At 49.2% G+C, this 23,353-nt stretch carries 19 protein-coding genes and 1 tRNA gene; 15 read left to right on the top strand and 5 right to left on the bottom strand.

The window, feature by feature from the left end; genetic code table 11:
* Positions 1–45: 45 nt before the first annotated feature.
* Both HRM2_RS09415 and efp read right to left on the bottom strand, forming a co-directional pair.
* Entirely contained in the window at positions 46–2,079 is a 2,034-nt protein-coding gene (locus HRM2_RS09415; protein WP_041273178.1) for a response regulator, read from the bottom strand.
* A 78-nt stretch (positions 2,080–2,157) separates the two neighbouring features.
* The gene (gene efp / locus HRM2_RS09410) at positions 2,158–2,721 is read right to left on the bottom strand and encodes an elongation factor P (RefSeq protein ID WP_015903775.1); all 564 of its coding nucleotides are present in this window, start codon (positions 2,719–2,721) and stop codon (positions 2,158–2,160) included.
* Positions 2,722–2,905: 184 nt separating this feature from the next.
* On the opposite strand from efp, the gene guaA reads away from it, so the two are divergent.
* The 4 genes from guaA (at position 2,906) to HRM2_RS27020 (ending at position 7,188) form a co-directional block, all read left to right on the top strand.
* Positions 2,906–4,435, top strand: a complete 1,530-nt coding sequence (gene guaA, locus HRM2_RS09405) for a glutamine-hydrolyzing GMP synthase (RefSeq protein ID WP_015903774.1) — start codon at positions 2,906–2,908, stop codon at positions 4,433–4,435.
* 4 nt (positions 4,436–4,439) lie between these two features.
* The gene (locus tag HRM2_RS09400; protein ID WP_015903773.1) at positions 4,440–5,333 is read left to right on the top strand and encodes a GumC domain-containing protein; all 894 of its coding nucleotides are present in this window, start codon (positions 4,440–4,442) and stop codon (positions 5,331–5,333) included.
* Between the two features lie 11 nt (positions 5,334–5,344).
* A complete protein-coding gene (locus HRM2_RS09395; RefSeq protein ID WP_015903772.1) occupies positions 5,345–6,949 on the top strand; it encodes a SidJ-related pseudokinase in 1,605 nt (534 codons plus the stop codon).
* A 65-nt stretch (positions 6,950–7,014) separates the two neighbouring features.
* A complete protein-coding gene (locus tag HRM2_RS27020; RefSeq protein ID WP_015903771.1) occupies positions 7,015–7,188 on the top strand; it encodes a hypothetical protein in 174 nt (57 codons plus the stop codon).
* 35 nt (positions 7,189–7,223) lie between these two features.
* On the opposite strand, the gene HRM2_RS09390 is transcribed toward HRM2_RS27020, so the two are convergent.
* Positions 7,224–8,336: a transglycosylase SLT domain-containing protein gene (locus HRM2_RS09390; RefSeq protein ID WP_015903770.1), complete on the bottom strand. Its 1,113-nt coding sequence runs from the start codon at positions 8,334–8,336 to the stop codon at positions 7,224–7,226.
* 234 nt (positions 8,337–8,570) lie between these two features.
* Here HRM2_RS09390 and HRM2_RS09385 point away from each other — a divergent pair, with 234 nt between their 5' ends.
* The 10 genes from HRM2_RS09385 to HRM2_RS09340 all read left to right on the top strand — a co-directional run bounded on the left by HRM2_RS09385 (position 8,571) and on the right by HRM2_RS09340 (position 18,258).
* On the top strand, positions 8,571–8,957 hold the full coding sequence (locus HRM2_RS09385; RefSeq protein WP_015903769.1) for a hypothetical protein: 387 nt from the start codon (positions 8,571–8,573) through the stop codon (positions 8,955–8,957).
* A 7-nt stretch (positions 8,958–8,964) separates the two neighbouring features.
* Complete coding sequence (gene ylqF / locus HRM2_RS09380) at positions 8,965–9,840, top strand: ribosome biogenesis GTPase YlqF (RefSeq protein WP_015903768.1); 876 nt, start codon at positions 8,965–8,967, stop codon at positions 9,838–9,840.
* Positions 9,840–11,915 carry a carboxy terminal-processing peptidase gene (locus HRM2_RS09375; RefSeq protein ID WP_015903767.1) on the top strand — a complete coding sequence of 692 codons (2,076 nt, stop codon included), beginning with the start codon at positions 9,840–9,842 and terminating at the stop codon, positions 11,913–11,915. Before ylqF ends, HRM2_RS09375 begins: the two co-directional genes overlap by 1 nt.
* A 106-nt stretch (positions 11,916–12,021) precedes the next feature.
* Positions 12,022–12,303: a peptidylprolyl isomerase gene (locus tag HRM2_RS09370; RefSeq protein ID WP_015903766.1), complete on the top strand. Its 282-nt coding sequence runs from the start codon at positions 12,022–12,024 to the stop codon at positions 12,301–12,303.
* Between the two features lie 59 nt (positions 12,304–12,362).
* Entirely contained in the window at positions 12,363–15,566 is a 3,204-nt protein-coding gene (locus HRM2_RS09365; protein WP_041273176.1) for an AsmA-like C-terminal domain-containing protein, read from the top strand.
* A 15-nt stretch (positions 15,567–15,581) separates the two neighbouring features.
* The gene (locus HRM2_RS09360; RefSeq protein ID WP_015903764.1) at positions 15,582–15,917 is read left to right on the top strand and encodes a hypothetical protein; all 336 of its coding nucleotides are present in this window, start codon (positions 15,582–15,584) and stop codon (positions 15,915–15,917) included.
* A 7-nt stretch (positions 15,918–15,924) separates the two neighbouring features.
* Positions 15,925–16,692, top strand: a complete 768-nt coding sequence (locus tag HRM2_RS25125; RefSeq protein WP_015903763.1) for an acyl-[acyl-carrier-protein] thioesterase — start codon at positions 15,925–15,927, stop codon at positions 16,690–16,692.
* Positions 16,689–17,174 (top strand): regulatory protein RecX, encoded by a 486-nt coding sequence (locus HRM2_RS09350; RefSeq protein WP_015903762.1) that lies wholly within the window; start codon positions 16,689–16,691, stop codon positions 17,172–17,174. Before HRM2_RS25125 ends, HRM2_RS09350 begins: the two co-directional genes overlap by 4 nt.
* A complete protein-coding gene (locus HRM2_RS09345) occupies positions 17,164–17,646 on the top strand; it encodes an asparaginase domain-containing protein (RefSeq protein ID WP_015903761.1) in 483 nt (160 codons plus the stop codon). Before HRM2_RS09350 ends, HRM2_RS09345 begins: the two co-directional genes overlap by 11 nt.
* Positions 17,647–17,862: 216 nt before the next feature.
* Positions 17,863–18,258: a PilZ domain-containing protein gene (locus HRM2_RS09340; RefSeq protein WP_015903760.1), complete on the top strand. Its 396-nt coding sequence runs from the start codon at positions 17,863–17,865 to the stop codon at positions 18,256–18,258.
* Between the two features lie 34 nt (positions 18,259–18,292).
* Here HRM2_RS09340 and HRM2_RS09335 read toward each other — a convergent pair whose 3' ends face one another.
* On the bottom strand, positions 18,293–21,124 hold the full coding sequence (locus HRM2_RS09335; RefSeq protein ID WP_015903759.1) for a M16 family metallopeptidase: 2,832 nt from the start codon (positions 21,122–21,124) through the stop codon (positions 18,293–18,295).
* Between the two features lies 1 nt (position 21,125).
* Positions 21,126–23,018: a peptidylprolyl isomerase gene (locus tag HRM2_RS09330; RefSeq protein WP_015903758.1), complete on the bottom strand. Its 1,893-nt coding sequence runs from the start codon at positions 23,016–23,018 to the stop codon at positions 21,126–21,128.
* Between the two features lie 180 nt (positions 23,019–23,198).
* Between HRM2_RS09330 and HRM2_RS09325 the strand changes: the two genes are divergently transcribed.
* Positions 23,199–23,274: transfer RNA gene (locus tag HRM2_RS09325), tRNA-Ala, on the top strand.
* Positions 23,275–23,353 lie beyond the last annotated feature (79 nt).

Genomic DNA, 23,353 nt, shown 5'->3' with positions numbered 1-23,353 from the left:
ATTGCAAAGAACATGCTTTATATCAAAACCTTGATCAGACTGCAATCAAACAACCCATTTTTTAACAGCCGCAAAGATATCCTCGCGTCGAAAGGGTTTTGTTAAAAAGTCATCCATCCCAGCTACAAGACAACGCTCCTTAAAAAGGGGCAGCACATTGGCCGTAAAGGCAACAATGGGAACCCTGACCCCTGAGTCACCCTCCAGAGCCCTTATTTGCCGAGTCGTTTCAAACCCGTCCATCTCCGGCATGAAGATGTCCATGAGAATGAGGTCAAAACGCTCCTTCGAACTCCGGCACAATTCCAGGGTCTGCCGGCCATTATCGGCCGATGTGACTTTATAACCGGCCTTTGAAAGCATTATCGTTGCCATCCGCTGATTCACGGGATTATCGTCAACAAGAAGAATGGCAGCGGAACGTTTGGCCTGTTCGGCCAGAAGGTGGGTGGTGATCAGTTTGGTCGTTGTAACCCGGCTGCCCATGCCGACGCTCTGATTCACGGTCATGCCAAGCACACCGGCGATCATGGCAACGAGCTTTCTGGGCTGCACAGGCTTGGGCAGAAAGCCGTCAAAACCCGCCTGTTGAAAGATTTCAGCAACACCCGGTCCTGGATTGGCACAGGCAATCAGCGGAAGTTCAGGACAGGCAAGCGTCAACCGCCTGATTTTTGCCACCATCCCCCGGGGATGTTCCCCTCCCTTAAGATCGATCAGCCCCACATCATGACAGGCGGCGGCAAGGTGGGTGCCGTCAAAGGGAGACAGGGCATCCCTGCTGTTGAGGACCAGGTCGACGACCAGTCCTGCAGCTTTCAACTCCCTTGACACCATGGCCCCGAATGCCAGGGTGGACACAACCAGAAGAACCCGGAGCCCTGCCGGTTTCACCGGTTGAATTTGAACGATATTCTGTTTTTCCACGGGCTCCACCCGGGATGAGAAGGTAAATACGCTCCCCTCTCCCTCCCGACTCTCGACCGTGATATTTCCCCCCATGCGACGGGCAATTTTCCTGCAGATGGAAAGCCCAAGCCCCATACCTCTGAGGCCCTTTGCAATTCTACCCCGAACCACCTGCTGGAAAGGTTTAAAAATGACGCCCAGGGCTGCCGTGGGAATGCCGCTACCCGTATCACGTACCGAGGCACAGAGCACGATTCCAGTCTTTGTCTTCTCTTTTACCTTGAGACTGAGTTCAATCACCCCATTCACGGTAAACTTTGCGGCATTGCCAAGCAGGTTCAGCAACACCTGGCGAAACCGATTGGGATCGGCCCTGACACAGCCCGGGACACAATCGCAGATCCGGCAGAGAAGTTCAACACGGCTCGTATCCACCTGGGTTCTCACCATTTCAAGGCATTCAAAGCAGAGCACCTCAGGGTCGAACTCAATGGGGTCAAGCCCTATTTCACCCGACTCCACCCTGGAAAAATCCAAAACGTCATTAACAATCCCCAGGAGCACATCACAACTCTTTTTTATATTTGTGACATAATCCGTCTGTTCAGGGGCGAGGCAGGTATCAAACAAAATATCCGTATATCCCATGATACTGCTCAGGGGGGTTCTGATCTCGTGGCTCATGCGGGCAAGAAAATCCCCCTTGGCCCGGGAACTCTCCTTCAGCCCTTCCATGGCAACGGAAAGCTCACGGTTTGTCCGTCCCAGGTCAAGAACCTTCCTGCGATCCCGTTCAATGCGCCTGACCCGTGCAATGACGGCATCAGGTTTGATGGGTTTGGCAAGATAATCTGCGGCGCCGGCATCCACGATCTCAGAATCCACGTAATCCCCCTCTGGGGATGTCATAATGATAAAATCAAGATCCGGCAGTTCATCTTTTACTGAGACCATGAACCTAAGGCCATCCATATCCGGCAAAGCAATATCGCAGATAACAAGATCAATCCCTCCGGACCAAAGGAGAGTGCGTGCCCCACGGACGCTGGGCGCTCCACAACAATCATATCCGCCAGACCCAAGGGCTTCAACCAGGCCCTGCCTGAGTTCATTGTCATGCTCAACAACAAGAATGCCCTTGATAACCGACGATTCCGGATGATAGTCCATTGCCTTTCCGATTAGACTGCTACTGGTTTTCCTAGAGGGATTGAGAACCTGCGACTTTGGAAAATCGTTCATTGCCCCTTACTCGTTCACCCGCTCGACATACTCGCAGGTTCGGGTATCAATTTTGACCAGCTGCCCCTCATCAACAAAAGGGGGAACCTGAATTTCATACCCGGTTTCAAGGGTAGCGGGTTTGGTGCTGCCAGTGGCCGTATCCCCCTTGGCCCAGGGATCGGACTGGACGATGCGCAGATTGACAAAGTTTGGAAGGGTTAGACCTATGGCCTTACCGTTAAAGAAAAGAACCGTACAAACGGTATTGTCCTTTAAAAGGTTCACAGCATCTCCCACCTGATCCTTTCCAAGGAACTCCTGCTCAAAGGAGACAGAATTCATGAAGCAGAAATTGCCGCCCTCGGAATATAGGTACTCCATATCATGTTCCTCAAGTGAGGCTTCGTTAAATTTATCACCAGACCGAAACGTCCGCTCAAACTGGGCACCGGAGATCATGTTTCTCAGCTTGCACTTGTAAAGCGCCTGGCCCTTGCCCGGTTTCTTGAACTGAAAGTCCACAATCACAAATGGATCCCCGTCAATCTCAAATTTAAGGCCCTTTCTCAAATCACTTGCGTCATACATATAATACTCCTATTTTCATTGCTTTTTGATTTTAAAACCAGTGGTAATTCATCAATCTAATAAATCATATTCAGGAGAATTAGGCAATCTTCATTTAAAAAACCGCTTGCTTTTTAGGGTGAATTACACGTAAAATAACTTCTTTAATTTCAAAAAAAACAACCTCATATCTCCAGGACATAAAATGATACTCATTATTGATTTTGGTTCACAGTTCAACCAGCTCATTGCCCGAAGGGTAAGGGAAAACGAAATCTACTGCCAGGTGGAGCCTGCCGGGATCGACATTGAAAGAATCAAGGCCCTCAACCCCGAGGGAATCATTCTTTCAGGGGGGCCTTCGAGCATCTACGAGGACGACAGCCCAAAGGTGGATACGGAAATCTTCAACCTCAACGTCCCAATCCTCGGCATCTGCTACGGCATGCAGTTCATGGTCAACGCCCTTGGTGGCTCCATTGAACGTTCAGACAAACGCGAATACGGCTTTGCAGACCTGACCATCAAAGACCACGCTCCCCTGTTCACAGGGCTTGAAAAAAGCACCCAGGTATGGATGAGCCACGGTGATTCAACCAACCGCCTGCCCGCAGGATTTACCGTGACGGCCTCGACCAAAAATACAGAAATAGCAGCCATGGCCGACAATAAAAACCACTTTTACGGCCTTCAGTTCCATCCCGAGGTCGAGCATACCCTGGGCGGGTTTGAAATGCTCAAAAACTTCCTGTTCAACGTCTGCCACTGTGAAAAAAGCTGGACCATGAGCTCCTTTGTTACCGGTGCCGTCGAGCAGATCAAGGAGGCTGTCGGGGATAAAAAGGTGATCATGGGACTTTCCGGCGGGGTGGACTCGTCGGTTGCAGCCCTTCTCATCCACAGGGCCATTGGCAAAAACCTGTATTGCATCTTTGTGGACAACGGACTTTTAAGAAACAACGAGCGGACGAATCTTGAAAAAAGCCTCACCACCCACCTTGACATGAATATCCGGTTTGTGGATGCAAGGCGACTGTTTCTGGACCAGCTGGCTGGTGTGGAAGACCCTGAAAAGAAAAGAAAGATCATTGGAAACCTCTTTATTGACGTGTTTGAAGATGAGGCCAAAAAAATCGATGGGGCCGAATTCCTGGGCCAGGGAACACTCTACCCGGACATCATCGAATCCAAATCAGCCTTTGGCGGGCCCACATCCATCATTAAATCCCACCACAATGTGGGCGGCCTGCCTGAAAAGATGAAACTCAAGCTGGTCGAGCCCCTTCAATTTCTCTTTAAGGACGAGGTGAGAAAGCTTGGGCTGGAGCTGGGACTCAACGAAAATCTGGTATGGCGCCAGCCCTTCCCGGGCCCAGGACTTGCCATCCGCATCATGGGCGCTGTCAGTGAAAAAAGGCTGTCCATCCTGAAGGCAGCCGATACCCTTCTCCTTGAAGAAATCCGGGCTGCGGGTCTCTATCGAAAACTATGGCAATCCTTTGCAGTCCTTTTGCCCATCAAGAGCGTGGGCGTCATGGGAGACAAGCGGACCTACGACAGCTGCATCGCCATCCGGGCTGTCACGAGCAAAGATGCCATGACTGCTGACTGGGCAAGGCTTCCCCATGAGTTGCTTGCCACCGTGTCCAATCGGATCATCAACGAGGTGGACGGGGTCAACAGGGTGGTATTTGACATCACCTCCAAACCCCCCGGAACCATTGAGTGGGAATAGACAGATGAGCACCAGCCCCGGAGAACCGGACGATTTCACCATTGGCGGTCATGGGCCGGATAATGACGAAATGTCGGCGGCAGCCTTTCGTCAGGAGCTCAATGAACTCAAGATCGAAAAGCTCGGCAACAGAATCACCATTATTTCCGTCATAATTCCCTGTCTCATCGGTGCCATTGTCTGGTTTGCCTATATGGACATCAAGGACAGGATGGTGGATGTCCATGACACTGGACAGAACGAGGTTCAGGATGTTGCCGAAACCCTGGGGGCCAAAATAAACGCCATGACCGTGGACATGGCAAAGATTCAACACCAGCTTGAAACCACCCTCAAGGATCTTGAGTCAGGAATGGCTAAACTTGCAACGGCCAAGGCGGAAAAAAGCGAGGTTAAGGTCGACCTTGCCCGGTTGGAAAAAAGTCTGTCAGATCGGGAGTCAGCCACGTCTAAGACCCTTGAAAATGAACTGAAAAAAGCCCTGACCGCCACGGAGAGCAGGGTGGCTGAAATCATTGCAAAAACGGCTGAACTTGAAAAGAGTCTTGGGAAACAAACGGCTGAACTTGATACAGCCATTCAGGAAATGACGGCCGCCATCCAGGAGGGGAAGTCTGGATCTGCTGCCCTTGTCGCCCAGATTGCCGCCCAGATTGCCGACAAGGAGAAGACCATGGCCTATCTGCAAAAAGAGCTCGGCCTGGTCAAGATAAAGGCGAACACCCTTGAACAGACAACCATTGACCGAAAGACGCTGGACAGGGAACTTGCCCGGATCAAACAACAGTATCAGGAAGAAATATTAAAATCCCAGGCTCAAGTCTCCCCCGGGAAGTCAGCACCCCCGAAACAACCCAAAACATCAGAGAGCATCTCTGAAAAAGATCTGCTGCAGTAGATACCGCCCCCATGACGATCCCAACCCGGGCAGGGGAAAATGTCCCAGAAAGTATTGAATATAGGCTGCTCAACCAGGAACTTGACTTTCCGGCAGCGTACATGGCTGTAAAAGCCATTGGTGAACGGCTTGTTCGATCCGCTGCAAGCGTGACCGACAAAACTGTTAACGCGCTGATTTTTCTCATCCAGTCAAAAAAATTTGACACCCAGAAACAGGCCCTTTTCCTTTTCCGGGAAACCGCCGAAACCCTGATAACCATTCTTGTCACAACCCCCAAAGGGCCGGGTGAACGCATTATCCCGGAACTTCAGCAGATCCTGGTTTCCAGCACAGGCCACAGACACAGGGCCGTGGGAGAGGCATTGGGCAATCTCCCCCTTGCCGTAAAACCCGTCACCCCCCCAGACCCGGGAAAAACCGTGGTGAGCTCACGATCGTTTGAATGGATCACCAATGCCCTTGGTATTGCCGGACAGGCACCCTTCACATGGCGGGGAAGAAGCCTGACCGCACCCACCCAGACCGGTCGTATCGGTGTTATCAAGTTTCTTACTCCCCTTGAAGACCCTCGAAATCTGGCAGTTGAAACCGGATGGATGGATTTTTTTAAAATCCATGAACACTTTGATTTCGCAGATTTTGACATTCCACGACCGATCAAGGACAAGGAAGTCTGCCTCTTCAGGATCATTGAAATCCCAAATACCGTTGTTATTCCCGACAAGGTTCACCCTGAGCAACTGGCCATTGCCTTTTGTGCTGCCAGCAACTACTACGATTACCCCAACGAACCCCTTGACCATGGAGCACCAATTGATCTGCCCCGGGTACTTGGCCACAATGCAGAGCTTCTCGGCCGAACTGCCGCCATGGGGATTGTTCATACGGCGGTTATCCCCCTGTTCCACAACCGAGTGCAGCAGGGTCGCAGGGAAGACGGTGGGGTTTACCAGTGGGAAAGAAGCGGCAGACTTGACCGCTGGCTTGAAAGCTGTCGTCACCCCAACTTTGCCGTATCCGGGTTAAGGGATTTTGAGCACTTCGCCTTTGTTCAGAACCCCAGACACCTGCACCATCACATCGGGTCCCACCTTTTAAGCCTCATCCTCGTAGCCGGCAGTTTTTTCAGAAACAGTTTACCGGCCAAACGCGGCAACGACGCCCTTGGCAATCCTGTGGATGCAAGGGAACTCTTTGACCTTGCCATGTTCAATCAGGCGATCACCTGCGCCATGAACCGTTACTATTCAGGCTTTACCGGCGTTGATGCGCCTCCAGATCTTCCCCCACCTTCAAAAGATCTGCTGAACTCCCTCATCGATGAAATGGGGGTTGACAACCATATGGAAGAGATCCTCAGAATCGAGGATCAGGACAGAATGGACAACGATGCGTTCATATCCTTTCTCATGGATCGTGGCATGGCTTTGGACAAGGCAAACCTCCAGGAACGGGGAAAGGCCAATATTTCCCTGAGCACCGGTCCCCACCTGGGTGGATTCAACCAGGGAATCTCAGTTCCCAGGCTCATTGATTATATTTTCTCCTGGGCATCCCTGTGCATCTGCGGCAAATTCCTCGAGCAGAAATCCAGCCCCTTGAAACAAAGCTAAATTTAAGCTATAGTTCACTGCAAATGCATGTTGAAGCTACAAAAGCCACAAAAAGGGAGCAAAAAATGTCAAAGCAATATCCCGAATGTCCGCTCTACAACCATGCCACCTGTAAAGAACTCCACAACCCCAACATCTGTGCCATTGTCCGGGAAGACAAAACCTGCACAAAAAAACGTCAGAAGGTGACTGAACCCCAGGAACAACCTGCCGAATCCGACGTACCGGCAAATATGTGACGCCTTAAAGCTTTAGGTGACATCCGGCCGGCCAGCTATAGTTTGGAATCCACCTTGAGCCGGTCTCCAGGATGAATGGCACTCTTGAGATTCAGCCTGTTCAACCGCAAAAGCATCCCAAGGGACATCTGATACCGTTGTGCAATGGCGCTCAGGTTCTCTCCCTTTTTCACCACATGGACGCCTGTACCATTACTCATTTTCCATGTTTTAAAAAGCCGTGCAAACCGCCCATCAAACCCCTTTGCCCCGCCTTTTGGAATCAGGATCGAACGCTTCCCCATTGCGACATAATCGCCACGGATTTCTGGATTGAGATCCTTGATATTCTTGAACGTCGTCTGGGCCGCCCGGGCAACAACTGCAACAGGAACCTCGGACCCAGCGGTTAACTCAACCCTGTCAAAGGTCATCTCCGGATAATAATCCGAAGCGATGAGATTAAATCCGTAACGTTCAGGATGTTTCAGGATCTCCTTGGCAGCAACGATCTTAAACACATACCGCTGGGTCTCCAGGGGAAGATAGAGGGAGTAGTAATCAAGGGGCCCCTGTGTCTTTATCTCGGACGCAAGGCCGTTTTCCCCCATGTTATAGGCGGCGGCGGCAAGGGACCAGGAGCCAAACCTCTCTTTCAGATTTTTAAGATACTGGCAGGCAGCAGTTGTGGAGGTATATATATTTCTTCGTTCGTCCACGTCTGTGTCGACCCTGAGGCCATGGTTTCTGCCGGTTGATCTCAAAAACTGCCAGAATCCAATGGCGCCCATGGACGAACCGGCATGGGGCCTTAAACCACTTTCAATAACTGCAAGATACTTAATGTCGTCTGGAAGTCCCTCTTGTTTCAGCACCGATTCAATGTGGGGAAAATAGCGTGAGGCCCGCTTGAGCCACAGTATCACCTGGGGGCGATCCCAGAGGGCAATGAGAAACTCTTTTTCAAGGCGTTCTCTCACATCAAAAACGTCCAGGGGAAGCTTGTCATCGCAAAAGAAAAGAGGCTGGGAAAACCGGACACTCTCCACAAGGGAAGGAATGGAACCTTCGGGAGATTCTGGACTGACAGCCTGGGACGGGCCAGCAAAAAAAAGACACAGAACAACAAAAAAGACGGTAAACCTGGGGGTTGAAACAGAATCACACATGGGGGATACAGCTCCTGAAAACCGATTAAAGAATTACCCAGGGCATGATCTCAAATCGCCCTGTCGAAGTCAAGTAGAACCCATCCACCACGCAATTCAAATTGTGGAGGTCAGCATGGAACGTCAGTCGGTGTCCGTAGCTGAAAATTGAGAAACAAATAAATAAACGAGGATTCCGAATCTGCAACTCTTTTGCCGTTTATAGTTAGTTAAAATTGTGGTATATCTGCCAACATGTATATTTTAGCAACAGCCCTGTTGATCTTCGGGGCCCTTTTCGGAGCAACCTGGGGCTACATCCTGGGTTATCCTGTCTTGAAAATTATGGTCTATTGTTTTGCTGGCGGTTTTGCTGGCAGTATGGTTGGCGGCATTCTCTTCACATTTCTCTACCTGACCGCCGACGACCATGGTGGCGACGAAAACGAAAAACCCCAGGCCCTTCCAGATCCAGGAATAGACAAAAAACTGCCCCAACCCAATAAAAAGCCCGGGGAAACGATCTGTACACCCACGGCTCAAGAGACTGTAGCAGAAACCGACACAATGAAAATCAAACGCCTGGAACAAGAGATCCGGTCCATCAAAAACAGGTCCACCAGTAACAAGGGGAGAATTTAAGCGAAAAATGGATATCCAGTGGTTCCCGGGACATATGAGAGAGACCAAAGAACTCTTGATAAAGGCGGTTGCAAAGGCTGACGTGGTCATGGAAATTCTTGATGCAAGAATCCCCGTGTCCAGCAGCAACCCCCTTCTTGACACGATCTGCAAAAATACCCTGCGTCTGAAGATCCTCAACAAAAACGACCTTGCAGACCCTGAAACAACACAGTTGTGGCTCGACCATTTTAACCAAACAACTGCCACTACCGCCATTGCCCTCACAGGCACCCAGAGTAATGAGACCTGGCGGGCGGCCGATCTGTGCCTCACAAAGGTCACAAAAGGAAAGGCAAGACGGGTGAGGGTCATGGTTGTGGGCATTCCCAATACGGGAAAATCCACCATCATCAACACCCTTGCCGGTAAAAAAGTTGCCCGAACGGGCAATGTCCCTGCCATCACCCGCCAACAGCAGCGGACCGAGCTGAAAAATGCGGTTGATATTTACGACACCCCGGGCATACTCTGGCCGGTGATGGATGAAAAGGAACAGACCTATCGCCTGGCAGCCATGGGTGCCATTTCCGACATTGCCATTGACTATACCGAGATCGCCTGTTTTACCGGAGCGCTTCTCATGGAAACCTATCCGGATCTTGTATCCCGACGCTACAGACTGTCCCCCCCGCTGCCCCGGGAGGGTATCGCCCTGCTCGAGGCCATTGCGGCCAAAAGGGGGTGCCTGAGAAAACAAGGTGCGGTTGATTACCAGAAGGCGGCCGAAATTTTTATCCGGGAACTGAGGGCAGGAAAAATCGGTCGAATAAGTCTTGAAACCCCTGAAATTAACTTCCCCTCGACCACGGCCCACCCCCTGGAGACATTGGAGAACATTTAATGAACCGTCACACGCTTTATTCTTTTCTGGCCCTGGTTGCAGCACTTCTGTTGTTTTTTACCCCGCAAGCTCAGGCAAACAAAGGGCTGGCAAACGCTGAAGAGCTTGCCTTCACCGTCGAGGACCAGGCCACAGCCGTTGCCATCGTAAGATCTCTTGAACGAAATCACTACGCAGGGCAGCGCCTCAACAACACCGTTTCCTCGCTGATATTTGACCGATATTTCACCATGCTTGATCCGGGAAGGAACCTGTTCGTCCAGAAGGATCTCGACCGATTTGAGCCCCTGCGCTACCGATTTGACAACGCCCTGAAAAAGGGAGATCTCACCCCGGCCTACGCCATATTCAACCTGTTCATTGAAAAATCCAGACAAAGGCTTGTCTACTTTACCACCCTTTCCGAGACCTGGAAAACCGCCCTTGACCTTGACTCACAGGAGACCATTGACCTTGTCCGCAAGGAGATGCCATGGCCTGCTGACAGGAAGGCACTTGAGCATCTCTGGAAAAAAGAATTTATAAACGCCGTTTTGACCCTGAAACTTGACAACGAAACCGATGATGCCATCACAGAGACATTGACCAAGCGCTATACCAGCAGGCTTAACCGGCTTGACCAGACCAATTCAACCGACTGCTTCAGAACGTTCATAAACGCCGTTACCATGAGTTTTGACCCCCACACCCAATATTTTCCCCCAAGATTGTCCGAAGATTTTGATATTCAGATGAGTCTCAGTCTGGAAGGGATTGGTGCGGTACTCCAGAATGAGTACGAGTACACCAAGGTGGTGAGCCTCATAACCGCAGGACCGGCAGACAAATCACACCAACTCATGCCTGGGGACAAAATCATTGGCGTGGGCCAGGACGCCATCGGGGAGATCCAGGACGTTGTAGGCTGGAGAATAGACGAAGTGGTAAAACTGATCCGGGGGCCCAAGGACACCACGGTCCGTCTTAAAATCATACCGGCGGAAAAAAAAGGTCTTCAGAGCGCAAGGATTGTCAGCATCATACGGGACCGGGTCAAGCTTGAGGAACAGGCTGCCAAAAAGCGCCTGGACACTGTCACTGAGAACAATCGCACATACACCATCGGTACCATTGAAATCCCCGTTTTTTACCAGGATTTTAAGGGCTCCCAGGCAGGAGAACAGGACTATCGCAGCACCACCCGGGATGTGAAAAGATTGATCAATGAACTAAAATCTGAAAATATTGACGGGCTCATCATTGATCTGAGAAACAACGGCGGCGGTTCCCTCCAGGAGGTTAATCAGCTTGTGGGACTGTTTATCACAACCGGCCCCACCGTCCAGATAAAGGGAAGAAACGGAGCGATGTCACGATTGACAGACCCGGATCCGTCCATTACCTACACAGGCCCCCTGGTGGTGATGATCAACCGCATGAGCGCTTCGGCATCTGAAATCTTTGCCGGGGCCATCAAAGATTACAACCGGGGGGTCATTGTGGGAACTAGAAGTTTCGGTAAAGGAACCGTCCAGGCCCTTCAATCCATATACAGTGGACAGCTTAAACTGACCAGTGCAAAGTTTTACCGAATATCGGGGAAAAGCACCCAGGACCTGGGCGTTGCACCGGACATAAACTATCCCTTATTCTACAACCCTGAAGAGACCGGGGAAAGTGCCCTTGAGGGCGCCCTGCCCTGGGACATTTCCCAGCGGGCTCAATTCAAGCCCAGCAAAGATCTTGCCCCTGTCATTGAAAAGCTTAAAAAAGCCCATGAAGAACGCACACGGCACAACCCTGAATTCACCTATTTAAAGGAAAAATATGACCTTGCCTCTCAAATTTATAATATCAAGCAATGGTCACTGAACGAAACAAAACGCCGACAGGAAAAAGAGCGCTTTACCGCCTTGGAACTGGGTATTGAAAACAAGCTTAGGGACAGTCAAAACCTGCCCCCCCTCAAGACCCTTGAAGATGACAAGACCCGGGCCAAAGATGCTGATCCTGAAAACGATTTTCTACTCAAGGAGACCGAACAGGTCATGGTCAATTTCATCGATCTTTCTAAGGAAAAAGGGCTTGTGTGGTAAGCAAACCCAGGATTTCCACCTTGCTATTTTGTCCATTATTGGTTAGTTTATCCAGATTAATGGACAAATGATGTCCTGCAACCATGCAAATTAAAGGGAGATTCAAATGGCAAAAGCCAGCGCGCGCCATATTCTTGTAGACACTGAAGCAATGTGCCAGGACCTTATCGATCAGATCAACAATGGAACCGATTTTGCGGAACTTGCCAAAAAGCATTCCAAATGTCCCTCAGGACGACAGGGTGGAGACCTTGGTGAATTTGGCCCGGGCCAGATGGTTCCTGAGTTTGACAAGGTTGTATTCAACGAAGCCGTTGGCAAGCCCCATGGCCCCGTCAAAACAACCTTTGGTTTCCATGTGGTTGAAATCACCAGCCGTACGGAATAGGTTTAACTGTACAGCGCCTCTCCCTGGGGTTGGCGCTGTACAGCCTTCCAACTGTCACCATGAGCTTTAACAAAAAACCTTCTGGATGCATCTTTGTTTTTATCGTTGTTTGCGTGGCAATTATTTCCATTGGTATGGGAGTCGCTTTTTTCTGGATGCGAGACTCGGCCTATTTAACACAGGCACTCTCAACCTTTCTTACCCAGAGACTCAACACCCCGACAACCTCGAAAAAGATTGAATTAACGCTTTTCCCCCTTCCCTGTCTGACGGTCACCGGCCTTGACGTGGATACCGGCAGGGGTGTTCACATCCTTGTTGAAAAAACCCTTGTCTATCCTGAGCTCCTGGTTCTTGCCACCGGAAAAATCGACATTAACAGAATCTGCTTTACAACGATTCAGGTCTCTCCATCAACGGGTTCTAAAGAGAACAACTCCCCATTGTCTCAACTTCACATGCCTGAACTTCCCACACCAATTGAGTTTTTTTCCATGCTGCCCCCAACCCAGAATGACCTTTTAATCAGGGTTGAAAATTTTCAACATCCTTTCTTTGCCCGAATGGACGGATCCATGGTCGTTTCCCCTGAACAAAAAAGAATCTCCGGCGAATTGTCTGCCAAAGATTTTAAAATGGATGAAACTTCTGTTTCCGGCCTGGATCCTGGTAAAAAGATCTCAACCATAACGGCAACGCTTGTCAAAACCCGATTTTCCGTCACAGAAACCAATCCGCTTGACATGGAGATGTCCATACTCTCTCCAAGGATTCATTTAAAAGAGAAAAACACACCGGATATTTCAGGCGAAGAGATAACAGCAAAGGCCGTTGTAACCGAAAAACACGTGGCCTTATCCTTTGATCCGACTGATTTTGATTCTCCCGAGCTCACCCTGGGTGTTGATTTTGAATATGATCGTGTGACAAACGATGCCGGAATCACTTTTACAGGGGAGAAGATACAAATAGATCCCGCACGATCGGCAACCCTTACCCTTCTCAACAAAAACCGTATCTGCCAGGAACTCTTCTGGATATTAAGAGGCGGATTTGCCCCCAAGGTCAGTGTGTCGTTCAGGTCAAACAGCCTGAAATCCCTTTTCAACCCCCAGACAATGGTAATCTCCGGTGCTGTCAAGGCGGGCGTTGTCAAAATCCCCCAAACAGAGCTGACCGTTTCAAAAATAAATGGCCGGGTAACCATGAACAAGGGAATTCTCACCGCCCATGTGACCCATGGGGAAGTAAATGGAGGAAAGGTCAAAAGAGGTACCCTTGATGTTGATATCCTAGGAAATGATCATGGATTCGAGGGTGAATTTGACCTCTCCACTGACCTCAATGGTCTCGCCCAAACCTTAAAGGGGCTTTTACCCGGGACCCTGCTGGCAGGTGAACTTGACCGGTGTGATAAAATCAGCGGAACAGCCAACGGAACCCTGGGACTTAAATCCACAGACCATGGACTATCTGTATCGGTAAAGGCTGACAGTATCGTTCTTGGAGGCGAATATGAACGCATTCCCGGCAACATTCAACTCACGGCCAAGACCTTCACCTTTCAGAACGATGAAATTTTCATCGACAACCTGGCCGCGACATCGAGTCTGGGCGTTCTTTTCAATATCAACGGCAGGATAACCCTTGACACGGACCCTGTTCTAACCATCTCAACAGGGTCAGGCCGGCTTGATCTGTCACAACTCTTTGAATGGCTCACCAGATTCAAACCAATTGAAACAATACTCTCACCCATGGCATCGATACAGGGGCAGATCCTCCTTGACCAGGTGAACCTGGATGGGCCGATTCTCAGGCCCCGAAATCTCGCCTACACCATCAACGGCTCGTTCGCCAACCTGAACCTGGCTGGCAAGGAATCCTCCTCTGGCATTTCCAACGCCTCGGGCAGGTTCATGGTTTCTCCTGACAACCAACGCCTCACAGAACTGGTTGCCACCATCCATTCTCCCAATCCCATAACCGCCATGGCCCAGACACCCCTCCTTGACGAGTTATCCATGCCTTTTACCCTCTCCCGGGGTGTGATAGAGACAAAGCCGTCAGGATTGTCCTTTGACGGTGATCTTGGATTTAAAACAGGAACTTCCCTCTTTTTAAGCATTGAAAACAAGGACGGTGGTTTTTTGCTCAATCAGGCAACCCTCAAGGACAAAGAGAGGCGGGTTGCCCGGCTTTTAAACAGGGAAGGACGTTTCATCTTTGAGGGACAACTTGACACCCACAGCCTGGAAGGCATCCTTAACCCGGAGGGCCCTGCCCTGAAGGCACTGGTCCGCCTGACCGGTAATAACCATTTTTCGGTTGAGTCCGACCCAGAGAATACCCCTGTGCTCTCCATAGCTTTCCTGGATATTGACAAGATGAAAGCAGCCGAAAAAAAACCAACTGAACAATTACTGCCTGAAGATTTTTTTCCCCCCCCTTTTATCCTCAAGGCCGACACCCTCAAATTCAATGGACATCTTTTCAACAAGGTAAAAGCCCGGGTAACCCTGGGCAGGAAAAAGACCGAGATCACCATTCTTAGGGCCAGAGGTTGCACAATCGACTTTACAGGCACCATTGTGGACCGGGACGGCACCGTTGACATCCATTTCGCAACTGAAGAAACCGACGGGGACCTCGATACCACCCTGTCATGCCTCCATGGCAAGCAAGGCCTGGTCAGCGGCCGGTATTCTCTCAGGGCGAACCTTGAATCAACAGGAACCTCATCCTCCCTTGCTGACAATGTCAAAGGTAACTTTACCCTCAACTCACCCAAAGGCCGCATCTACAAACTGACCCTTCTGTCCAGGATACTCTCCGTCATCAACATTTCCACCCTGTTCAAGGGAAAACTGCCCAACATCGACCAGGATGGATTCGCCTACAGCGCTTTATCCGTGGATGCAGATGTAAACCAGGGACGAATTATTCTAAAGAATGTAATCATAGATGGTCAGGACATGACCATCATCTTCAACGGCTGGATTGAGCCTGCAAAGAATCGCCTGGAAATAACCTGTCTTGTGGCACCGTTTAAGACAGCTGATATTCTCATCGAAAAAATCCCCGTACTTGGCAACATCCTCCAGGGAAGGCTAATTTCGATACCGTTGAAGGCAACGGGCACCATTGATAATCCGGATGTTTTTCTTCTACCACCGGCGGAGGTGGGCAAGGGTCTTGTGGGAACCATGCAGAGACTTCTTGAAACACCCTTCAAGCTGATTGAAAAACTTCCAGGCATGTGATTAAAAGGAGATTAAATGTATCTTATAGGCTGTTATGTACCCGAATCCCATCTGGAAAAAGTCAAAACGGCACTTTTTGAAAAAGGTGGGGGCCAATTGGGCAATTATGACTGCTGCGCGTGGCAGACGAGGGGTACAGGACAATTTCGTCCCCTTGCCCACAGCACACCCTTTTCAGGAGAGACGGGGAAAATACACAGGGAAGATGAATATAAACTTGAACTGATCTGCAAAAATGATATTGTTGGCGACATAATTGAGACATTAATCCGGGTACACCCCTATGAAACGCCGGCTTATCATGTCATAAAGATGGAAACCGTAGATATCCCGACGTCAACAGAGAGTTAAATCACCTATGCTTGAAAAACGGTCCACCCACATCAGCAAAACCAGGATTGGCTACTCAACCCTTGACTCCCTGGGAGAGTTAAAAATCGTCAGCATTCTAAATCTTCTCCAGGACACGGCATCTGAACACGCATCAGATATGGGGGTTTCAGGTTTTGATCTTGCCCGGGAAAATCTTGCCTGGGTCATTGTGCGATATCAGATAGAAATAAAAACCTCCCCGGCCTGGAGGGACGAGATCGCCATTGAAACATGGAGAACCCCCATAAACAACCTTTACGAATTAAGGCAGTTTAGAATAACTGACCACAACGCCCTTGAGATCGTTACTGCTAGGGCCTTCTGGGTGATGATCAAAAAAGCGAACAGCCGACCTGTCCGGTTGAGCCGATACATGCCAGACCGCTACCTTGAAGGGGAATCACCAGAAGATATTCCGTCGTTTAAAACACTCAGAGAACCTGACCGTGTGGATTTTGAACTACCCTTTAAGGTAAGAATGCACGACCTGGATCTCAATGGACACGTGAACAACGCCATCTACCTTGAATGGGCCGTAGAAACCGTTCCCCGGGAGTTTTTGCTGGCCAACAGACCCGAGCACCTGGAAGTCACCTTTCAGAAAGAGTCCTTTTATGGGGACAAAATTGTATCTATAACGCAAATTGAAACAATCGGCAACAGATCGAGAACATATCATAAAATCATGGAAATGCAGACGAAAACAGAACGCGCCCGCATAAACATCCTGTGGAGGCCTGCCAACAGACAATGAACGATGCAGTCAGAGCATACAACCAGGCGGTTCGGTTCCTTTCCCCCCGGGCAAGAAGTACCATGGAAACCAGAAACAACTTAAAGAAAAAGGGCTTTGACCCAAAAATCATTGACGAGACCCTGGCAAAATTAACCCAGGAAGGGATTCTCAATGATACTGAATTTGCTGCCCTGTTTGTGGAAAGCCGTGAGCGGTTTCGGCCAAGATCAAGGTTTGCCATTGGATATGAACTCAGACAAAAAGGTGTGGACAAGGCCATTATTGAGAGTGCACTGGCCGATGTTGACGATGAAGATGCAGCGTTGCGTGCTGTCAAATCCAAACTGGACAGATGGCGGAATCTTGACGATTCAGACTTGAAAAAAAAAGTAATGGGCCTTTTACGCAACAGAGGTTTCAGCCATGGGGTTTCAATTTCAACCTATAGCATAATTTTAAACGATCGAAAGAATACAGAGGTCCTCCCTGATGAAAATTAAATTCTTCACCCTTGGCGGAACCATTGACAAGGTCTATTTTGACGCCATGAGCCGCTACGAAGTCGGCCCTCCCAGAGTAAAGGAAATCCTCAAGGAAGCCCGGGTCAACTTTGAATACAGCATAAAATCCCTGGCAAAAAAAGATTCCCTGGACATGACTGACGCAGACAGAAAACGTCTTGTTGACGCGCTCCTGACTGATGATTGTGATCGAATCGTTGTCACCCACGGCACAGATACCATGGTTGATACAGCCATGGCCCTGAAGGCGGTTAAGGGAAAAACCATTGTTCTTACCGGGGCCATGGAACCGGCAGGATTTAAATCAAGCGATGCAACCTTTAATCTGGGATTTGCCATCGCTGCAGCTCAAACCCTTTCACATGGGGTTTATATTGCCATCAGTGGCAGGATATTTGACCCGGCCCGGGTCAGAAAAAACCGAGAACTGAAACAATTTGAGGAAAAATAACCCAAAAGCTCAAGAATAAGAAAAATATGCCATATAAAATATGGCAATCAATTCATACCCCTGCAGAATTAAAGGGTTAAACAAGGAGTATAATCACGCAAAAAGCCCTTCAGGTAACAGGAATCAACCAATCAATAAAGAAGGCACATTTATTGCATATTTTCAACTAATGATATTACATATCCATGACAGCTGTGCAAAAAAGGATACTTGAACATGGCCACCACAAAAAGAAATGTTGAGAGAAGAAAAAACAAGCGATACAAAGCCAAAGAAGGGGCTTACGCTGCCATCAGTCCCCATTCCAGGCGGCTTGGGCAGATTATTGATATCAGCATGGGCGGGCTTTCATTCAAATACATTGATAACAATGATGAAACAGAAGAAAAACCCGAACGGTCCATATTTTTAAGCAGTCTTGGATATTATGTTGGAGAATTACCTTTTAAAACCATTGAAGATTACGAGATAACCAACTACCCTTCATTCAGTTCCATGAAATTAAGGAAACGGCGAGTTAAATTCACGGAACTATCGTTTAAGCAGTTATTTGATTTAGACTTTTATCTGAGAAACAATGTAATCGAACCCATCGAGGAAAATCAGGCATAGACTGAGGGTATTCATGCTTATAAGTTGAACACCCCTATTTAAGGGGACGAATAATGATCGAAGCCCCTTTGGTTGTCTTCAAGTACTCACCTGCAAGCAGATTAATTGGATTGACCCCAATCGACTGATAATCATCAAGAATTGTCTTTGCCCACTCTAATTTTTCAGGATGTTCCCCAGACCCGGAAAGTACAGACTCCAGCCAATACTCATTATTTCTCTGCAGATCTTTGATGTGGGTAATTATGGGTTTAAGGGAAAGTTCCACCTCTTTTTGAGTCACCCCATTTTCGTTAAGGCTGTGTGCAAGTTTCTGAATCTCCTGGAGCACCATTTCTGTAGCACCTGGCTCAACATTTACAACGGCACGAAAAACGCCATATCCGTCATGGTCTTGGGAAGGGGCGTTATAGGCAAAGGGTGAATAGGACGCTCCCAGCTTTTCCCTAACGTTTTGCCTGAGTCTTTCGGAAAAGATAGCAGCAAGAACATTTAAGCGCCTCACCTTTGAGATATCCCAGAAATCATCCGTTGGGAATGCCAGCTGAACCAGGGCTTTTTCAAGCGTTGTATCCACGGTCAATTCCAGCCTTTTCCCCGCTGGAAATTCTGGATCAGGCCGACTCTGTTCCATGTCTATATCTTTTCTTTTGGGAAGGGTTCCCAGGTAGGTTGCAGCCTGACTAAGGACCTGATCGGGGTTGAAATCACCCACCACCGACACATCCAAGCTGCTACTGCTAAAGCAGGAGACCATCCAGGATTGAATATCCGCCAGGGTAATCTTTTCAATATCGGAAATCAGCGGAAGACCAAATCTCGAATCACCACCCGCCAGAAACCGTTCCCCGGTAAAAGCCATGACCCCCTCCGGCGTTCCCAGGGCCTCGTGGTACATCTGCCGATACCGATCTTTTGCAAGCGCAAGGGCCTCAGGCCTGAATCCCGGATCAAGGAAATAGTTCCTGATCAGCTGGAATACCAGCTCAGACTCCTCTGGACCGGCAGAACCCGTGATGAAAAATCGCCCCTGATCCGCATCAAGATGAACAGTGACATTCCTGCCTGCCAGGGCCGCTTCAAGCTGATCTTTATCAATCCCGCCAAACCCGCTCTCATTGACGACACTTGTCGCCAAAAGGGCAATACCCGCAAGGGTTTCAGGCTCCCCCTTTCTGCCCTGACCAAAACCTGCCTTAAAGAGAAATTCCCCTTTTTTAAATTTTGTCGGCTTGAGACTCAAGCGGACCTGATTTTCAAATTCAACCACCTTGACATCCAGGGGCTCAACTGTTTTTTCAGCCTTGATCACCCCCTGGGTAACGGGTTTCGAAAGATAGGGGAAACCGATTTCTTCGTGCACCTTTGGAGGGGATACCTTCTGGGCGCGGCTTTTTTGAAAGGCCTGTAAAATTAAATCTTCAGCCAATTGCGGGACGGAGGATTCAATGGCTGCATTCCCCGTAACAAGGACCAGCCAGGGACCTTTTTCCCATTCTTCCCTAAAGGTCTTTACCAGATCATCAACCGTCAAAGCGTCAACAAAATCCTTCAGAAGGTCATACCGCTGACCTGGAGATTGAAATATGCGTTTATGATTAACCTGATTAATTATTTCATTTGCAAGGTCGCCACTCTTTCGGGTTCCTGCCTCTTTGACTTCCGTGGCGAGGGTCTGGATAAAATCAGCTTTAACCCGGGCCAGTTCCTGCTCTGAAAACCCGAATTCAAGGGCACTGCGCAGGGTGGTTTCAAGGAGACCAAGACTCTCTTGCCATTCCCCGGTGTCAGATTCAGCCGCAATGGCAGAAAAATGAACCCCCTGGAAAAAATCACCCGAATAGATGCCGGCATCGGAAAAGGGGACCCCTTTTTGCCGTACAAGTCTGGACAGCCTGTTTTCAACCGCAGCTTCGGCAAGATCCAGGATCGCCCTTTTTTTAAACGCCGTTGGTGTGTCCATCTTAAAGGGAACTTTTCGTACCTTTTCAATGGTAACAGTGGTATTTCCCGATTCCGGCTCATAATGGTAGAACGCCCGGTCCCGGGTGCCCCCATCCCAGGTGTCTTCTGGCAACAGCCGCTGGGGCGCCCTGGATTTCATCGTTGAGAAACGCTGTTTTATGAGGGACTCAACCGCCGCTATATTAAAATCCCCCACCACCACAAGCACCATATTTTCGGGCCTATACCAGGTGTCGTAATACCCTTTAAGTAACCCATGGTCTGCATTATTGATGACCTCATCCGTGCCGATGGGAAGGCGTTGCGGCAGCCTGGATCCGGGAAGTTCAAAGTCCAGGGTCGCTTCAAAGGTGCGATAGGAGACAGAATCCCGCTCCCTTTTTTCGGCAAGAATAACCCCCCTCTCCCGTTCAACTTCAGACTCTAGCAGCAGTGCTCCCTGGGCAAAATCGTCAAGAACCAGAAACCCGCTATCCAAGGACGCCCGATCTCCAGAGGGAAGAAAAACATCATAAACTGTTTCAAAAAATCCTGTATGGGCATTGGCATCAGCGCCAAAACGCATGCCAATGGACTGGAAATACTCGATCAGCTCGTCGGGCTTGAAATGGGTTGATCCATTAAAGAGCATGTGCTCAAGATAGTGGGCAACCCCCCTTTCCGCATCGGTTTCATTCATGGAACCTGCCTGAACATCAAGATGCATGCTCACCCTGTTTTCAGGGGTTGAATTCTTGAGCAACAGGTAGGTAAGGCCATTGGCAAGCCGTCCCTGGACAAGCCGGGGATCCGGCTCAAGGCTTTTCACCCCAATGGCTGTGGGAGTGTGGACAGCACAAGAAGATAGAATTACAAGACAGGAAAAAACCCATGCAACCGACACCCACTTTAACTTGCCCATGCTAATCCAGAAATCCCTTCTTGATATCAATTTTGGCGGCCATCTTTAGCTCACCTAACCACTCATTGTAAACGCTGCCCTGTTTTGACCGGGCCATGGAAACTTTAACACCATCAAGATTCTCATCGATCTCGGCTGCATCCGGTAATTTCTGCTCCCTGAAGGAGATGACATAAAAACCGCCGCTGCCCGTGACAACTGCGGGATGAACCGGGTTTTCAGGGGATAGCTCAAATGCAACGGCTGTAATTTCAGAATTCGGTCCAAATTCAGGGACAGTGGCCCCACGCACGAAAAGGGACGACGCCTTTGCCTCAAGGCCCTTTGCCTTGGCAACTGCTTTGATCTCCTTGTTATCCTTGAGTTCATCAAGAAAGGCCTGGGCATCTTTTTTTGCCCGCTCCTGCTGGAGCTGGGCCGTGAGATCCTTTGTTACGGTATCACGAACGGCTTCAAGGGGCAGCACCTCTGGATCAATTTTTTCAACGGGTTTGATAATGTAATAGTTATCTCCGATCTCCTTGACATCCCCGATCTCGTTTAGGGACATGGCAAACGCTGCCCGGGCAAACCCCTGACTATCAGCCACGACATCACCAGGCCCCTTTTGGGTAAAAGGTCCCGCTGTTAAAACCTTTTTTCCAGTAATAAGACCGGCCTGCTCCAGGTCATCCCCGTCAATGATACCATCAAAGGCTTTTCCGGCATCAGAATAGGCAAGGTTCTTGAGTTCGGCTGTACTAAGGGTCTTACGAATTTCTGCAGCCACCTTGTCCAAGGCAGTTGTCGATGCTGGAAGTTTGGCCTCCACCTTGATCACATGCCATCCAAACTGTGTCCTGACCGGCTTGCTTATTTCCCCGGAAGCCAAGGAAAAGGCTGCCTCTGCAAAGGGTTTTACCATGGCATCCCGGGCAAAAGTGCCAAGATATCCGCCATCATCCTTTGTGGGGCCCTGGGAAAAGGTTTTTGCAAGCAAAGAAAAGTCCTCGCCTCCCACGGCCTTTGCATGGATCGTCTCAGCCTCATTTCTTGCAGCTTCAACGGTGGCCTCGTCAGCATCTTGTGGAACACGAATCAGAATGTGGCGCGCCTCAACTTTTTCCGGCACCTTGTACTGATCAAGGTTCTCGTCGTAATACGCCTTGATCTCATCATCGGAGATGGTCACACGGTCCTGGTAATCCTTGACGGCAAATTCAAGATATTTAACCGTCAGTTCTGCCTCAGACTTATATTTTTCCTTGTTTGATTCATAAAAATCCGTTAGGGCTTTTGCATCAACTGCAATGTCCTTGTAAGCGACCGGATTAAAAACAAGATAGTCGATGCCGACCTGGGTCTTGCTATGGGTGTACCATGCCCTTGCCTCCTGGTCTGAAACGGAAAGGGTGCTGAAAACAAGATCCCGGACCTTTTGTTCCCTCAGGGCCTGTAACTGCATGGCTTCAAACGATTCTGGACTCATTCTGTTCCGTGAAAGTACGACCTTGTAAGTTGCAAGGTCAAAAACACCATTTTTTCGAAACGCCGGGATATCAAGCAACGAATTGGCAAGTTCCTGATTGGACACCTCAACTTTAAGTCTGTCCGCCTCACCTGAAATCAGACGTTCGTCAATCAAACGATCAAGGGCCTGTTTTTTAACCTGGAGCATTTGAAGAATTTCATCGTTAAGATTATCACCAAACCGCTGACGCATCTGCTCAATGATATTTTGATAAGAGCGCTGGTACTCATTCAGGGTTATGGGCTGATCATTAATCATTGCTACTTCATTACCGCGCTTGGCACCAATGGAACCCATTCCAAGAAATACAAAGACCAGAACAATAAGTCCCAACAGGATTTTAATTATCCATGACCCCGTATTTTCACGCATTAACTTGAGCATACACTCTCCTTACTTTTCAAATAAATAATTTCAGATACAAACCTGTCTTTTACCGTTTTATAAGAGAATGTGTCAATACTTTCTTGGACAATGTGCCAGCCAATCTTTTTTTTTAGCCCTGCTGCATTTTTTTATTGACACAACCTTTGCCATAAACTATAAGTTGCGAAGTTTTTTTGGGGGGCTGTAGCTCAGCTGGGAGAGCGCATGGCTGGCAGCCATGAGGTCAGGGGTTCGATCCCCCTCAGCTCCACCAAAAACATATTAGAAATTGTATTCAGGTTCTTTACCCGCCATGGGTTAAAGGACCTTTTTTTGTCTGTATTTTTGCTGCA

It is taken from the genome of Desulforapulum autotrophicum HRM2 (assembly GCF_000020365.1).
GTDB lineage: Bacteria > Desulfobacterota > Desulfobacteria > Desulfobacterales > Desulfobacteraceae > Desulforapulum > Desulforapulum autotrophicum.
The sequence above is the reverse complement of the archived record's forward strand: the minus strand, read 5'-3'. Positions and strand labels throughout refer to the sequence as shown.

Coding starts and splice junctions, on each gene's coding strand:
- HRM2_RS09415 (WP_041273178.1), bottom strand. CDS start 2,079: ATGGACTATCATCCGGAATCGTCGGTTATCAAGGGCATTCTTGTTGTT.
- HRM2_RS09370 (WP_015903766.1), top strand. CDS start 12,022: ATGGCAAAAGCCAGCGCGCGCCATATTCTTGTAGACACTGAAGCAATG.
- HRM2_RS09350 (WP_015903762.1), top strand. CDS start 16,689: ATGAACGATGCAGTCAGAGCATACAACCAGGCGGTTCGGTTCCTTTCC.
- efp (WP_015903775.1), bottom strand. CDS start 2,721: ATGTATGACGCAAGTGATTTGAGAAAGGGCCTTAAATTTGAGATTGAC.
- HRM2_RS09345 (WP_015903761.1), top strand. CDS start 17,164: ATGAAAATTAAATTCTTCACCCTTGGCGGAACCATTGACAAGGTCTAT.
- HRM2_RS09390 (WP_015903770.1), bottom strand. CDS start 8,336: ATGTGTGATTCTGTTTCAACCCCCAGGTTTACCGTCTTTTTTGTTGTT.
- HRM2_RS09375 (WP_015903767.1), top strand. CDS start 9,840: ATGAACCGTCACACGCTTTATTCTTTTCTGGCCCTGGTTGCAGCACTT.
- HRM2_RS25125 (WP_015903763.1), top strand. CDS start 15,925: ATGCTTGAAAAACGGTCCACCCACATCAGCAAAACCAGGATTGGCTAC.
- HRM2_RS09335 (WP_015903759.1), bottom strand. CDS start 21,124: ATGGGCAAGTTAAAGTGGGTGTCGGTTGCATGGGTTTTTTCCTGTCTT.
- HRM2_RS27020 (WP_015903771.1), top strand. CDS start 7,015: ATGTCAAAGCAATATCCCGAATGTCCGCTCTACAACCATGCCACCTGT.
- HRM2_RS09330 (WP_015903758.1), bottom strand. CDS start 23,018: ATGCTCAAGTTAATGCGTGAAAATACGGGGTCATGGATAATTAAAATC.
- ylqF (WP_015903768.1), top strand. CDS start 8,965: ATGGATATCCAGTGGTTCCCGGGACATATGAGAGAGACCAAAGAACTC.
- HRM2_RS09360 (WP_015903764.1), top strand. CDS start 15,582: ATGTATCTTATAGGCTGTTATGTACCCGAATCCCATCTGGAAAAAGTC.
- HRM2_RS09365 (WP_041273176.1), top strand. CDS start 12,363: ATGAGCTTTAACAAAAAACCTTCTGGATGCATCTTTGTTTTTATCGTT.
- HRM2_RS09400 (WP_015903773.1), top strand. CDS start 4,440: ATGAGCACCAGCCCCGGAGAACCGGACGATTTCACCATTGGCGGTCAT.
- HRM2_RS09395 (WP_015903772.1), top strand. CDS start 5,345: ATGACGATCCCAACCCGGGCAGGGGAAAATGTCCCAGAAAGTATTGAA.
- guaA (WP_015903774.1), top strand. CDS start 2,906: ATGATACTCATTATTGATTTTGGTTCACAGTTCAACCAGCTCATTGCC.
- HRM2_RS09340 (WP_015903760.1), top strand. CDS start 17,863: ATGGCCACCACAAAAAGAAATGTTGAGAGAAGAAAAAACAAGCGATAC.
- HRM2_RS09385 (WP_015903769.1), top strand. CDS start 8,571: ATGTATATTTTAGCAACAGCCCTGTTGATCTTCGGGGCCCTTTTCGGA.